Here is a 12,785-nt window from a genome sequence, read left to right on the forward strand (position 1 = left end):
TTATAGTCGATCGATAAGCTGGTCTACCCAACTTATTTAACATTAAAATCAATCTTCCTCAGCTTTTCATTTGGATAATTTAGCAATGCTGGTTGGATAAAATGGGGGCGACAGGAGCTTAGGCATTTCTAATACTCCTTCATCGTTTTTCAATGAGCTGGGCCTAAAAGCCAGTAGCTTATTCCAAAAGAATATTTATTTGAGTACTTTAGAAAACAACACATCCACTGGAGTCTGCCCTTTAGGCAAAGCTGGCAGACCATTTCGTTTGGGTATCCCGTATAATTCACAATCTAAACCACGATTAATGCAGCCTTCCTGCAAAAGTTTTGAACCGCTAGGATGATGAACTTCATCTTTCAGCCCTGATCGTGACCAAATAACCATTGGTGGATCATCTTTGTCGATGAGCGAAACAATCTGCGGGGTAGAAAGAGCAGGATGACCTGTCGGTAATAAGCCAATAATATTATCATCCAATGCTAAGCCTATAACCTCGGCAATAGTAGCACCCGCAGATGAGCCAGAGATCATAATCTTGTTCGGATCGATACCGTATTTTTCTGCGTTTTTTCTTAGATAGATTATAGCTTCATGTGCTGCTTTGATTACTGTTTCATAATATTCTAAAGGAGCATGTTTATTTTCTTTTGCACCATAAGGTTTATCATACCCCAGTTGATGTATGAACGGATAATTTGCAGAAACTAACACAACGCCCAAATCAGGAACTTGGTTATAAATTTCTTTGTTGTGAACTTTTTTCTTATCGCCGCCCTTGAAACCTCCACCATGAAAATACACCAACACAGGTGCAGGGTCCTGGGAATCAGTTAGCCAGATATCCATAACCGAACGTTCGTATTTATCGCTGTAGCGAACATCTTTGAATGTAGGTTTCGATAATACACCTGCTTCAGCATTTGTGCGCACAGCAGTCCCGCACGAAACAATTAAAAGAACACTTAGAACGACAAATATCTTTCTCATTTTGAAAATCTAACCTTTCACATACCTTGGTAAATTTTCCATTTTGAATATGGTAATTCTACGTAACAAAATTATAAAAGTATAAAAATTACTACTTTTATACTTTTATAATTTGGAACGCCCTACTTTTTCAATTTCTGAGTGCAATGCACCGTCAAAGTAGTTTTGAAGTCAGGTTCTGCTCTGCTGTTTATTCTAACCTAGCTAACTTTGTGCCACCTTGGCCACTTCAGAGGCAAAGTCCTCTTCTTTTTTCTCTATACCCTCTCCAACTTCGAGGCGTACAAATCCACAAATTTCCACCCCTGCTTCTTTTGCAGCCTGAGCAACAGTTAAATCAGGATTGATAACAAAGGCTTGACCAACAAGCGTCACTTCTCCCAAGAATTTTTTCACTCGGCCAACGATCATTTTTTCAATCACCGCCTCTGGTTTGCCAGATTCGCGTGCTTGCTCGGTAAGAATATTTTTCTCGCGTTCAAGAACGTTTGGGTCCAAGTCAGCTTCCGTAAGCGACTGAGGATTTGCCGCTGCAATATGCATCGCAACCTGTTTTCCAAACTCAGGGCTTGATCCTTTCAGCGCCACCAGCACGCCTATTTTTCCCATGCCTGGCGCCGCTGCATTATGAACATAAGAATGCACTTCATCACCCTGAACCTTAGTCATTCTGCGCAAAGACATATTTTCGCCGATTGTGGCTATTTTAGCTGTCAACGTATCTGCAACAGATTTTCCATTAACTTCAGTAGTACTCAGAGCCTCTACTGTTTCCACCCCAAGCGCTGCTTGCGCAAATGAAGAAACCATATCTTGAAATTCTGAGTTTTTAGCGACAAAATCTGTTTCTGAGTTCACTTCGACTGCAACGCCTTCACCATCTGAAACAGCGACGGCAACCAAGCCTTCGGCGGCGACGCGCCCTGATTTTTTGGCGGCTTTGGCTAGTCCCTTTGTGCGTAGCCAGTCAATAGCGGCTTCAAAATCACCATCTGTTTCTATAAGTGCTTTTTTTGCGTCCATCATACCTGCGCCCGTTGTTTCGCGCAGTTCTTTGACCATAGATGCTGTGATCGCCATTTTAGGCTCTCCTCGTTTCTTTAATCCAACACGAGCGCGGGTGTCCCCGCGCTCAAATTTTTAATCCGTGTCCCAGATATTAAGCCTCTGCGGGCGCTTGCTCGGCATCAGGTTCAGCAGCGACGGGCTCTTCCGTTTCGGCGACAGCTTCCTCTGCTGGGGCTTCTTCAAGCTCACCTAGGTCAACACCTGCAGCCCCAAGCTGTGCAGACATTCCATCCAGAGCTGCCCGGCTTGCCAGATCGCAATAAAGTGCAATAGCGCGTGCAGCATCATCATTACCCGGAATAATGTAATCAACACCACTAGGAGGGCAATTTGTATCAACCACCGCAATCACTGGAATGCCAAGTTTGTTTGCTTCTGCAATTGCAAGTGCTTCTTTTTTTACGTCTATTACAAATAATAGATCCGGCACGCCGCCCATTTCGCGAATGCCGCCTAATGATGCTTGTAATTTGGCTTGCTCCCGCTCCATTCCCAACCGTTCCTTTTTGGTCAGGCCGTCGCCGCCAGTTGTCATCTGTTCTTCAATAACGGTAAGGCGGTTAATGGATTGAGAAACTGTTTGCCAGTTTGTAAGTGTGCCGCCCAACCATCTGTGGTTCATGTAATATTGCGCACATTTTTCAGCTGCTTCAGCAACTGGCCCAGCCGCTTGGCGTTTTGTGCCTACAAATAAAATTCGGCCGCCTTTGGCAACAGTTTCGCGAACTACATTCAGCGCTGCGTCAAGCATCGGAACCGTCTGTGTGAGGTCCATAATGTGGATGCCATTGCGAGAACCATAGATGAACTCAGCCATCTTTGGGTTCCATCTTTGGGTTTGGTGACCAAAGTGCACGCCAGCTTCTAGCAACTGACGCATGGTAAACTCTGGAAGAGCCATGTCTTTTTCCTTTCCGGTTTTCGCCTTGACGGGGGAGTATGAGCTATTGCTCCAACCGGAGGACGCCTGGGGATTTCTGTCCCAAATGCCCGAACCCCGTCTGCGGATTTCGATAGCTGCGTATACTGCCACTATTTTGGTGACGCAAGCGAAAAATACCGATGCAGTGGTTCATTAATTTAGGCCAAAAGGGTACGCTCTAGGAACCACCAACCACCAATGGACGCTATCAAAAGTGAAGCTGGAATTGAAACCCTTGCTCGGAACCATTGTTTTTTCCCAAACCAGTATCCGATTAGAATAAAAGCTATCAAAATTACACTCAGTTGCCCTAATTCAACACCTATATTGAAGCCAATTAAAGCGGGAATAAATTGAGTTTGTGGTAGGCCAAAGGCAGAAAGTACACTGGCAAATCCCAATCCGTGTAATAAACCAAAGGCAAATATCACCACAGGCCTCCACTTTGAAAGGCGTTGTGAAAATAGGTTTTCAACGGCAACAAAAACTATTGAGGCTGCAATAAGGGGCTCTACCAAGGTTGCTGGAACGCTTACAAGTCCAAGCGCCGCGGCTGTTAATGTTACTGTATGTGCAAGTGTAAAAGAAGTGATTTGCCAGAGTAAAACCGATAATTTCAAACTTAGGAAATAAAGTCCCAAGACAAAAAGCACATGATCCAAGCCCTTTGGCACGATATGATCAAAGCCAACTGGAATATACTCGACAAATATGAGCCACCCAGACTTTGGCGGTTGTGAATTATCGCCTATGGGTAGGCTTGTTTGACCAGATTGCAGATATTCTGTTACACCATTTTCGATACCCTGCTGACGTAGAATGATCGCGCCCAGTGTTTTGTCCCAAGAAAAAACAATCGGTTTTAAATCAGGCCTTGATGCCGTGAAAGAGGCATAGCTAAATCGCGGCAGCTCGATATCGCCGATGGGATCTGTACGTATCTCTTTTAGGCTTAGTTCGAAATCAGAATTGGCATCAGCATAACGAAGATGTATTTTCTTTACCAAGACTGGCCAATATTGGCGAAAGACTATCTCAAGTTGCTTTGGTTCGAGCAACCTCAACCGGTCATATTCCTGTTCATTTTCAGCGCCACTTGTATCTGCAACCGTTTGCAAGTCGATCTGTGCAAGCAAGGCCTCTGCTGTAAGCCTCATTTCGACATTGATAGACTTGCGATCCAACGTGATATCAGCGATGCTGGGCAAAACCTCATGGGATTGAGCTATAAAGGCCGGTACCAGCCCAAAAGACAAAGTTAAAATAGTAATGTTAAATATCTGTTTTAGATACGCCATTCGCATTTTTGCATTCGTCCTTTACACTATTTTTATTCCAAACTTTTCCCATGCCCATGAATTGTGGTTGGATACAAAGAGTTTTCAACCTCAAATCGGCGATACGGTTGCGATCGAACTTCGAAATGGTCAAAATTTCAAGGGCATAAATCTTTCTTATTTCAAAAATAGAATTGAGAGCTTTTTCTGGGAGCAGAATGGTACGTCAACGAACGTAACTTCACGCTCTGGGGACGTACCAGCGATGAAGACCCCTGCCCTAGAAAATGGTTTGATGGTGGTAGTTTATCAATCCAGCAGCAGTACACTTAGCTATAAGGACTGGGAAAAATTTGACAATTTTATCAGGCATAAAAATCTAGGCCTTATTGAGCAAGCCCATGAAAGTCGTGGCTTACCAAAGACAAACTTTAAAGAAAGTTACAAACGGTTTAGCAAAGCCCTAATTGGAATAGGAAGTAGCAAAGGGCAGGATCGATCATTTCATCTTGAAACTGAGTTCATTGTACTTACTAATCCCTATTCAGAGGACACTTCACGCGGAATTGAAGTACTTCTTTTGTATCAAAACAAGCCAAGAATAAATGCACAAATTGAAGTATTTCAGCGTTCTGTGTCTGGGGAGGTTTTAGTTTTTTATCTCAAAACTGACGCGTTAGGCAAAGCCGTTATAGATGTCCTGCCGGGGCATGACTATCTTTTGGACGCCGTTGTATTAAGAATTCCTGAGGGCAGTAATGACAAAAAAGCTGGAGCTGTTTGGGAAAGCCTTTGGGCCGCCACAACCTTTTCGGTTCCCATTAAATGAGTGCTGATTCACAGAAAATTATCTGCATTGGTAGTGTGCTATGGGATATAATAGGCTCAATTAACGGCTCGCTTTCAAGGGCTTCTGATGTACCAGGGCAAATTAAAATGCTGCCGGGTGGTGTTGCCTTTAATATTGCACAAAAGCTTAGTTTTCTTGGCTATAAGTCTACGATATTAACAGCGATAGGTGTCGATCAAGCGGGGCAAGGTCTTATCGACAAGTGCAATCAAATTGGTCTTGATACCGGATATATTTTTCGCCCCAAAGATTGGCCAACAGATCGCTATATGGCGATAGAAGATGCCGGCGGTGTAGTGGCGGCAATTGCCGATGCTCATAGCCTTGAAGCAGCCGGGGATCATATTTTACTGCCTCTTAAAGACGGCCGGCTCGGTTCGCTCGTCAATCCGTATGATGGAATGATCGTTCTTGATGGCAATTTGTCAGATCATGTTTTGGAAGAGATTTCCATTAGTCCATATTTTGCAGCCTGTGATTTACGTTTGTGTCCTGCTTCTCCGGGAAAAGGCAAACGGCTCAAGCCCTTTTTTGGACTTAAAAATGCAACTTTTTATTGCAATCTACAGGAAGCAGAGATTTTGTGTGAAGCGGAATTTAAGAATGCTGAGGTTGCGGTTGCCGGACTTTTGAGTATGGGTGCACAGCGGGCAATCGTAACCCATGGTGGACTGAGTGTTTGTGACGGAAAGGCCCCGAACAAACCAGTCCTTTATGAGCCACCTAAAATAGAAGTTAAAAGAGTAACCGGAGCCGGCGATACCTTCATGGCTGTACATATTGCAGCAGAAATGGAAAACCTTTCAGCTGAAAAGGCATTACAGCAGGCTGTTGAAGCCGCGGCGGCATTCGTGAATGGCAAGGAGAGTGCATGATTGAAATTGATGTAAGCCCAGAGGTGCAAGATGCCTTGGATAACTCAAAACCGGTTGTGGCTTTGGAAAGCACAATTATCACACATGGAATGCCATGGCCTGAAAATAAAAGGGTTGCGTTAAGAGTAGAAAAATCAGTTCGTGATAACGGTGCCGTTCCTGCAACAATTGCAGTTCTAAATGGGGTGTTGAAAGTTGGCCTTTCTGAACAAGAGATTTCTGAGCTTGCTGCATCGCAGTCACCGCGCAAGTTGTCTCGTGCTGACTTAGCGATTTGCCTCGCTCAAAAAGCAACTGGAGCAACCACAGTAGCGGCCACTATGATCGCAGCTGCAAAGGCTGGTATTTCTGTATTCGCAACTGGCGGTATTGGCGGAGTGCATCGCGGCGCTGAACTTTCATTCGATATTTCGGCTGATTTGCAAGAATTAGCGCAAACGCCGGTTACTGTTGTGTCGTCCGGATGTAAGGCTATTTTGGACATTCCTAAAACGCTCGAAGTTCTCGAAACACTTGGCGTTCCAGTTATTGCATATAAACAGGATGAGTTTCCTGCGTTTTGGTCGGCAAAATCAGAATATACAGCGCCGGTTAGAATGGATGACGTCAAAGAGATTGCCGAGGCGCATCAAATGCGTGCCAAACTAGGTATTTCTGGCGGTCAATTGATTGCTAACCCAATACCTGCAGAAAATGAAATCTCTCTATGTGATATTCAACCGATCATAGATGAAGCAATCGAGGACTCTTTGGATAAAAAAATTATAGCCAAAGAAGTCACGCCCTTTTTGCTTTCTCGGATATTTGAGTTAACAGAGGGTGAATCATTAACGGCAAATATTGCACTGGTTTTAAATAATTCGCAGTTAGCTGCTAAAATTGCTAAAAATTTTATCAATTGACAACAATGATTTTGTTTCTGTTTGCGCAGTCATTGTGTATTCAACTTAATAAGAATAGAGATATTGGCTAAGAGAAGGGTATCATGAATAAACCGTTTCAAGCCACGCCACCTCCTACGCCTCGAAAGCCTTTATTCTCAGGGCTTCGCAACAGTTTTCTAACGGGCATCGTTGTGATTGCCCCTGTTGGTCTTACCGTATGGCTAATTTGGACGGTAATAGGTTGGGTAGATGGTTTTGTATTACCTTTTGTTCCCAACTCTTATCAGCCTGAAAATCTCATCAAGCAAATATTTGGCGAAGAGAGCCAGATGAATATCCGTGGTCTTGGTGTAATATTTTTCTTGGTTTTCACGACCTTTGTGGGGTGGATTGCTAAAGGTGTTATAGGGCGCTTTTTTATTAGAAATGCAGAAACCCTGGTCCACCGTATGCCAGTGGTTCGTTCAATTTATTCTGGTGTTAAGCAGATTGCTGAAACAGTTTTTGCTCAGTCCGACCGCTCTTTTGAAAAAGCTTGCCTCGTTGAGTACCCTAGAAAAGGCATTTGGGCCGTTGGTTTCATTTCCACGGTTGCCAAAGGTGAAGTGCAATCAAAAGCGGCGAAAGACAGCCAGTTATTGTCTGTTTTTGTGCCGACAACGCCTAACCCTACTTCTGGATTCTTGCTGTTCTTTCCCAAAGAAGATGTCATTCAGTTGGATATGAGTATCGAAGATGCAGCTAAACTTGTGATATCAGCAGGGCTAGTCTATCCAGATTCCAAATTGGTTTCAGCGAAAAAGAAGTAACTGTTTTATTGTTGGCTCAAAAAGACTTTGCTCTATTGATATGGAGTAGTCAAGTGCAGCTCAAAACTCCTGTGCGTTTAACTGATTCAATGCCTGTCCATAACTTAAGGGGCAAAAAAAACGCCTGCATAAAGCAGGCGCTAAGTCATTGAGGCAGGTTTCATACAGGCAAGAAACCTATCGAGCAGTAAGATACGTATACTGCTTTAATCATCACTCTCCAAGTCAAAATTTGATTTTTTTATCTGTTCCAATGGTTGGGTTGCTAAACTTCCATATGGATTTTGTTTAAAGTGAGTTTCTTTTGCCGGTTATTTTATATAGCTAAAGAGTATCTAGGGCGATTTTTCTGTACGGTTTTTATGAAACGAGACGGTTAGTCATCAATACAATGAGTATTGTTTATTGGTGTATTACCCCACAGCATTTTGTGTTTTAGCGACAGTATGTTGAGGGAATTTATTTCTCCAAAGACACACTAAGAGTTAATTCGAATTTGGAATTTTATCATCAGTATATGTGAGCCAGCCTTGAGAGGATCCTAACATTTTTATGGTTCATTTTTTAAAGATCTGAATAAAGAATTTATTGCTTTGGTAAAATAATCGGGTTCTGGGCATTAGCTAATTTTTTTTGCGAATCGCTTTGAGAATCAAAAATCAAAGGATAGTTGCGAGCTTGCTAAGATGGTTACGCACCCAAGCCTTAGAATAACTCAACCTAAAAAGTCTAAAGCCAATAATGGCCTAAATAGGTCAGTTGCAGTTTAAGAGCTTATGTGAATAGCGCCTCTTATTGTTTTTATAAATATTAGAAAAGCAAAAGCGCCGTTTTCTAGCTACACAAGCGAAGTCACCCAAAGAATGGTAGCATCATCATCACTGATCGAAATAACGTTATGACCCATACTGCCATCATAATAAGCGCTGTCCCCTCGGCGCATTTCAATGGGTTCATAAAATTCTGTATAGAGAGTGATAATTCCCGTTAAGACATATAGAAACTCCTCTCCGTCATGACGCACCCATTCGCCAAACTCTTCAAACCGCCGCGCGCGTATTCGAGCTTGATATGGAAGCATCTTTTTTTGGGTTAGACCTTCACTCAGTAAATCATGTTCATAAGTGGTTGTTGCGTGGGCTGTCCCCTGCCCTGCTTTTGTGACAATCAATCTGCCGCTGATTTCATTCTTACTAGGTGGCGTGAACAATTGAGGAATAGAAATTTCAAGCCCAATAGCCAGTTTTTTCAAAGCGTCATATGTCGGTGACATTTGTCCGTTTTCAATTTTCGACAATGTGGATCTGGCAAGCCCGGCTTGTTGCGCGGCCTGCTCCAAGGTCCAGTTTCGTGCTTTGCGCAAGCTGCGAACACGGGAACCTAGGTTTAGCGGTTCGGCGATTTCTTGCATTCCGCCTTCGCGGGCAATTCTAATTAAAGATTTTGGATCTTTGGGCGGCATAAGTTAGGTATAGGCCTAGACTATTCTGCTTGCAACTTAGGTCATGGGGTTTAGGGGTATTTAAATGCGGTCAGTTTATGGAAATGGTGATCACCCGCGTTGCCCTGCTCCATTTAATTTGGCGGCCTATGCGTTGTCTTTTGCAGATGTAACTCCGAATAAACCTGCATTAATAATGGTTAACTCCGAAAGTGTAACTGAAACTTGGTCATATGGCGCACTTAGGAACGCTGTCTTATCAACTGCATATGGATTTCTTAAAAAGGGTTTGTGCCCTAGAGATCGCATTTTGCTTCGCCTTGGCAACTCAGTTGAGTTTCCAATTGCATATCTTGCGTCGATTGCCGTTGATTTGGTGCCAGTGCCAATTTCATCCCAACTCACAGAGCGTGAAATTGCCGCTGTTATTACAACCATTCAACCCAAGGCAATTTTAACTTCTGGTGAAACAGAAAGCCCAGAACAGACAAATGCGGTTCAGATTTCCCACGAAGAACTAAAGGAAATGCAAAAAGAACCTTTGGCGGATTTCGTCTTTGGTGATCCCAACCGCTTAGCCTTTATCGTCTTTACCTCAGGAACATCTGCCCATCCGCATGCAGTGATGCATGCCCACAGGGCTATTTGGGCGCGGCAAATGATGGTTCGTGACTGGTACCAGTTAAGCGCAAGTGATCGGCTATTGCACGCTGGAGCGTTTAATTGGACGTTTACACTTGGAACTGGGCTTTTGGACCCTTGGGCAATAGGCGCTACGGCTCTGGTTCCAGGGGCGAACTCAAGCTTTGATTCTATTCCATATTTGCTTGAGAAATATGATGTCTCGTTATTTGCGGCTGCTCCTGGAGTTTATCGCAGCATCCTCAAAAATATGTCTAAATTAAATGCACCTTCTTTAAGGCATGGTTTGTGTGCCGGGGAAAAATTACAACCCTCGGTTAGTAAAGCATGGAAGCGCGCAACAGGAACAAAAATTTATGAAGCCTTTGGAATGACAGAATGTTCAACTTTTATTTCACACAATCCACGTCTGAACTGTGCCGAGAACACCGTTGGAAAACCCCAAACTGGGCGCTCTGTGGCTATATTACCAATCGAAGGTGGTGACCAACCCGTTGGTTTGGGTGAAATTGGAATAATATCTATTGCAACTAATGATAGCGGTATGATGCTTGGATATTTAGAGGGCTTAAAATCAGGCTCAGATGTATATCGCGGAAATTGGTTTTTAACCGGCGATATCGGCAAGATGGACGCGGAGGGAACTATCACGTATCTGGGGCGAAACGATGACCTGATGAACGCAGGTGGTTTCAAGGTGTCGCCCATTGAAGTTGAAGCCGTGCTGTTAACCCACCATGATGTTTTATCAGTTGCGGTCAGTCAGATTGAAGTCAAAAATGACGTGACGATTATTGCTGCATTTTTTTTGGCAAAGTGTGACCTAAAAGAAGATGAATTAAAGATATTTGCATCAACCCGGCTTGCGCGATACAAGCAACCAAGAGCGTATTTCCAACTTGAAAGTCTTCCTTACGGACCAAATGGAAAACTTCTTCGCCGTAACCTAAAACAATTACTAGGACCTTCTAATGATCAGGCTTGATATATTTTCTGATCCTGTATGCCCATGGTGTTTTATTGGAAAGCACAATCTTTTTACAGCGCTCAGTGGCGTTGATGAGGAACTGTTTTCCATTGAGTGGCACCCGTTTCAACTTAATCCGAATATGCCCGAAGGCGGCATGGATCGCCGCGAGTATCTTGAGACTAAATTTGGTGGAAAAGAGGGGGCAATCCAAGCATATTTGCCCATTGTTGAACATGCAAACGCCACAGGTTTAACCATTAATTTTGAAGCCATTACAAAAACACCTAACACGCTCAAGGCACAGTGTTTAATCAATTGGGCTAAATTGGAAGGCTGTCAGAATGAGCTGATCCAAGCCTTGTTTGAAGCCTACTTTTGTCATGGAAAAGATATCGGTGATACCGCGGTATTGATAGATATTGCCGATGAATGCGGGATGAACGCTGATGTGGTCAAACGATTGTTTGCCTCTGGCCAAGATCAATTGGAAATGCAAGAAAGGGATGCGTCAGCTCGAGACATGGGTGTTCGTGCTGTGCCAACCTTTATTGTCGCCGGTCAGCACGTTGTAAGCGGTGCGCAATCCGTTGAAATGTGGCAGTCAGTTATTGAGGATATTCAAAAACAACTTGAATCTCAAAGTTCTGAAATGGGCAGATTTGGTTGAGAAGATTAGGGCTTCTGGTTTATTGTGGCTTTAAATCCAAAAGATTTGAGCTGAAAAGTATACCGTTGCATGCAGGGGTTGCATAACCCTGAAAATGCTCTAATAGACGCGAAGAATTGAAACGCAGTATAAGGATAAGGCACTATGAGTAGGATAAAAGTCGATAATCCAGTCGTTGAACTTGACGGAGATGAAATGACCAGAATTATCTGGGATTTTATCAAGAAAAAACTTATTTTGCCGTATCTTGATGTAGATTTACTGTATTATGATTTGGGCATAGAGGAACGTGATCGCACCAATGATCAAATCACGATTGATGCGGCTGAGAAAATAAAAGAAGTCGGCGTGGGTGTGAAGTGCGCAACAATTACGCCTGATGAAGCAAGGGTGGAAGAATTTGGCCTTAAAAAAATGTGGCGTTCGCCAAATGGGACCATCCGTAATATTCTTGGCGGTGTTGTGTTTCGTCAGCCAATTATCTGTTCAAATGTTCCGCGCCTTGTACCCGGTTGGACCCAACCGATTGTTATTGGTCGGCACGCCTTTGGAGATCAATATCGCGCCACCGATATGAAATTCCCTGGCCCGGGAACTCTGTCGATGAAGTTTGTCGGTGAAGATGGTCAGGTGGTTGAGCATGAAGTGTTTCAGGCGCCATCATCAGGTGTTTTCATGTCAATGTACAATCTCGATAATTCGATCATTGATTTTGCCCGAGCTTCAATGAACTATGGTCTCAACCTTGGGTGGCCAGTCTACCTATCGACCAAAAACACAATTATGAAACAATATGATGGGCGCTTTATGGAGCTTTTCCAAAAGGTCTATGAAGAAGAGTTTGAAGATAAGTTTAAAGCCAAAGGTATTCAGTACGAGCATCGCTTGATCGATGACATGGTTGCTTGTGCGATGAAGTGGAATGGTGGCTTTGTTTGGGCTTGTAAAAATTATGATGGTGATGTGCAGTCGGATACGGTTGCCCAAGGTTTTGGCTCTTTAGGGCTGATGACATCCCAGCTTATGACGCCGGATGGGAAGATAGTAGAAGCAGAGGCTGCCCACGGAACAGTAACGCGCCACTATCGCCAGCACCAAAAAGGTGAGGCCACCTCTACCAACTCCATTGCCTCTATCTTTGCTTGGACCGGTGGATTAAAGCACCGTGCAAAGCTTGATGAAAATGCACCGCTTTTGAAATTTGCAGCCACCTTAGAAGAGGTGATCGTCAAAACTGTGGAAAGCGGTGATATGACCAAAGATCTCGCTCTTTTGGTAGGGCCTGACCAGAAATGGTTGAGCACCATAGGTTTTCTTGAAAAAGTTGATGAAAATCTGAACGCCGCATTGGGGGGCTAAATTAAAAGTAATTTAGCGCGGATATTTCAAT

The 12,785-nt window shown here is 43.6% G+C and carries 12 protein-coding genes; 7 read left to right on the plus strand and 5 right to left on the minus strand.

The window, feature by feature from the left end:
• Positions 1-195: 195 nt before the first annotated feature.
• The 4 genes from GN278_08930 to GN278_08945 form a co-directional block, all read right to left on the minus strand.
• On the minus strand, positions 196-990 hold the full coding sequence (locus GN278_08930; protein XAT60844.1) for an alpha/beta hydrolase fold domain-containing protein: 795 nt from the start codon (positions 988-990) through the stop codon (positions 196-198).
• A 204-nt stretch (positions 991-1,194) separates the two neighbouring features.
• Positions 1,195-2,070, minus strand: coding sequence for an elongation factor Ts (locus tag GN278_08935; GenBank protein ID XAT60845.1), 876 nt, complete (start codon positions 2,068-2,070; stop codon positions 1,195-1,197).
• A gap of 79 nt (positions 2,071-2,149) precedes the next feature.
• The gene (gene rpsB, locus GN278_08940; GenBank protein XAT60846.1) at positions 2,150-2,959 is read right to left on the minus strand and encodes a 30S ribosomal protein S2; all 810 of its coding nucleotides are present in this window, start codon (positions 2,957-2,959) and stop codon (positions 2,150-2,152) included.
• Positions 2,960-3,138: 179 nt separating this feature from the next.
• Positions 3,139-4,278: a HupE/UreJ family protein gene (locus GN278_08945; GenBank protein ID XAT60847.1), complete on the minus strand. Its 1,140-nt coding sequence runs from the start codon at positions 4,276-4,278 to the stop codon at positions 3,139-3,141.
• On the opposite strand from GN278_08945, the gene GN278_08950 reads away from it, so the two are divergent.
• The 4 genes from GN278_08950 to GN278_08965 all read left to right on the plus strand — a co-directional run bounded on the left by GN278_08950 (position 4,250) and on the right by GN278_08965 (position 7,675).
• Complete coding sequence (locus GN278_08950) at positions 4,250-5,086, plus strand: DUF4198 domain-containing protein (protein XAT60848.1); 837 nt, start codon at positions 4,250-4,252, stop codon at positions 5,084-5,086. The two genes, GN278_08945 and GN278_08950, sit on opposite strands and share 29 nt — an antisense overlap.
• On the plus strand, positions 5,083-5,982 hold the full coding sequence (locus GN278_08955; protein ID XAT60849.1) for a kinase: 900 nt from the start codon (positions 5,083-5,085) through the stop codon (positions 5,980-5,982). The genes GN278_08950 and GN278_08955 overlap by 4 nt, the downstream gene beginning before the upstream one ends.
• Entirely contained in the window at positions 5,979-6,884 is a 906-nt protein-coding gene (locus GN278_08960) for a pseudouridine-5-phosphate glycosidase (GenBank protein ID XAT60850.1), read from the plus strand. The genes GN278_08955 and GN278_08960 overlap by 4 nt, the downstream gene beginning before the upstream one ends.
• Before the next feature lie 83 nt (positions 6,885-6,967).
• Positions 6,968-7,675 (plus strand): DUF502 domain-containing protein, encoded by a 708-nt coding sequence (locus tag GN278_08965; GenBank protein ID XAT60851.1) that lies wholly within the window; start codon positions 6,968-6,970, stop codon positions 7,673-7,675.
• 838 nt (positions 7,676-8,513) lie between these two features.
• Here the strand turns inward: GN278_08965 and GN278_08970 are convergent.
• A complete protein-coding gene (locus tag GN278_08970; GenBank protein XAT60852.1) occupies positions 8,514-9,137 on the minus strand; it encodes a helix-turn-helix domain-containing protein in 624 nt (207 codons plus the stop codon).
• 64 nt (positions 9,138-9,201) lie between these two features.
• On the opposite strand from GN278_08970, the gene GN278_08975 reads away from it, so the two are divergent.
• The 3 genes from GN278_08975 to GN278_08985 all read left to right on the plus strand — a co-directional run bounded on the left by GN278_08975 (position 9,202) and on the right by GN278_08985 (position 12,754).
• Complete coding sequence (locus GN278_08975) at positions 9,202-10,743, plus strand: AMP-binding protein (GenBank protein ID XAT60853.1); 1,542 nt, start codon at positions 9,202-9,204, stop codon at positions 10,741-10,743.
• Positions 10,730-11,395, plus strand: coding sequence for a thioredoxin domain-containing protein (locus GN278_08980; protein XAT60854.1), 666 nt, complete (start codon positions 10,730-10,732; stop codon positions 11,393-11,395). The genes GN278_08975 and GN278_08980 overlap by 14 nt, the downstream gene beginning before the upstream one ends.
• A 144-nt stretch (positions 11,396-11,539) precedes the next feature.
• The gene (locus GN278_08985) at positions 11,540-12,754 is read left to right on the plus strand and encodes an NADP-dependent isocitrate dehydrogenase (GenBank protein ID XAT60855.1); all 1,215 of its coding nucleotides are present in this window, start codon (positions 11,540-11,542) and stop codon (positions 12,752-12,754) included.
• Positions 12,755-12,785: the final 31 nt, after the last annotated feature.

This window comes from Rhodobacteraceae bacterium Araon29, from assembly GCA_039640505.1.
GTDB lineage: Bacteria > Pseudomonadota > Alphaproteobacteria > Rhodobacterales > Rhodobacteraceae > CABZJG01.

What these genes read in the sequence shown, in the direction of transcription:
- GN278_08930 (XAT60844.1), bottom strand. Translation starts at nt 990, where the DNA reads ATGAGAAAGATATTTGTCGTTCTAAGTGTTCTTTTAATTGTTTCGTGC.
- GN278_08935 (XAT60845.1), bottom strand. Translation starts at nt 2,070, where the DNA reads ATGGCGATCACAGCATCTATGGTCAAAGAACTGCGCGAAACAACGGGC.
- rpsB (XAT60846.1), bottom strand. Translation starts at nt 2,959, where the DNA reads ATGGCTCTTCCAGAGTTTACCATGCGTCAGTTGCTAGAAGCTGGCGTG.
- GN278_08950 (XAT60848.1), top strand. Translation starts at nt 4,250, where the DNA reads ATGTTAAATATCTGTTTTAGATACGCCATTCGCATTTTTGCATTCGTC.
- GN278_08945 (XAT60847.1), bottom strand. Translation starts at nt 4,278, where the DNA reads ATGGCGTATCTAAAACAGATATTTAACATTACTATTTTAACTTTGTCT.
- GN278_08955 (XAT60849.1), top strand. Translation starts at nt 5,083, where the DNA reads ATGAGTGCTGATTCACAGAAAATTATCTGCATTGGTAGTGTGCTATGG.
- GN278_08960 (XAT60850.1), top strand. Translation starts at nt 5,979, where the DNA reads ATGATTGAAATTGATGTAAGCCCAGAGGTGCAAGATGCCTTGGATAAC.
- GN278_08965 (XAT60851.1), top strand. Translation starts at nt 6,968, where the DNA reads ATGAATAAACCGTTTCAAGCCACGCCACCTCCTACGCCTCGAAAGCCT.
- GN278_08970 (XAT60852.1), bottom strand. Translation starts at nt 9,137, where the DNA reads ATGCCGCCCAAAGATCCAAAATCTTTAATTAGAATTGCCCGCGAAGGC.
- GN278_08975 (XAT60853.1), top strand. Translation starts at nt 9,202, where the DNA reads ATGCGGTCAGTTTATGGAAATGGTGATCACCCGCGTTGCCCTGCTCCA.
- GN278_08980 (XAT60854.1), top strand. Translation starts at nt 10,730, where the DNA reads ATGATCAGGCTTGATATATTTTCTGATCCTGTATGCCCATGGTGTTTT.
- GN278_08985 (XAT60855.1), top strand. Translation starts at nt 11,540, where the DNA reads ATGAGTAGGATAAAAGTCGATAATCCAGTCGTTGAACTTGACGGAGAT.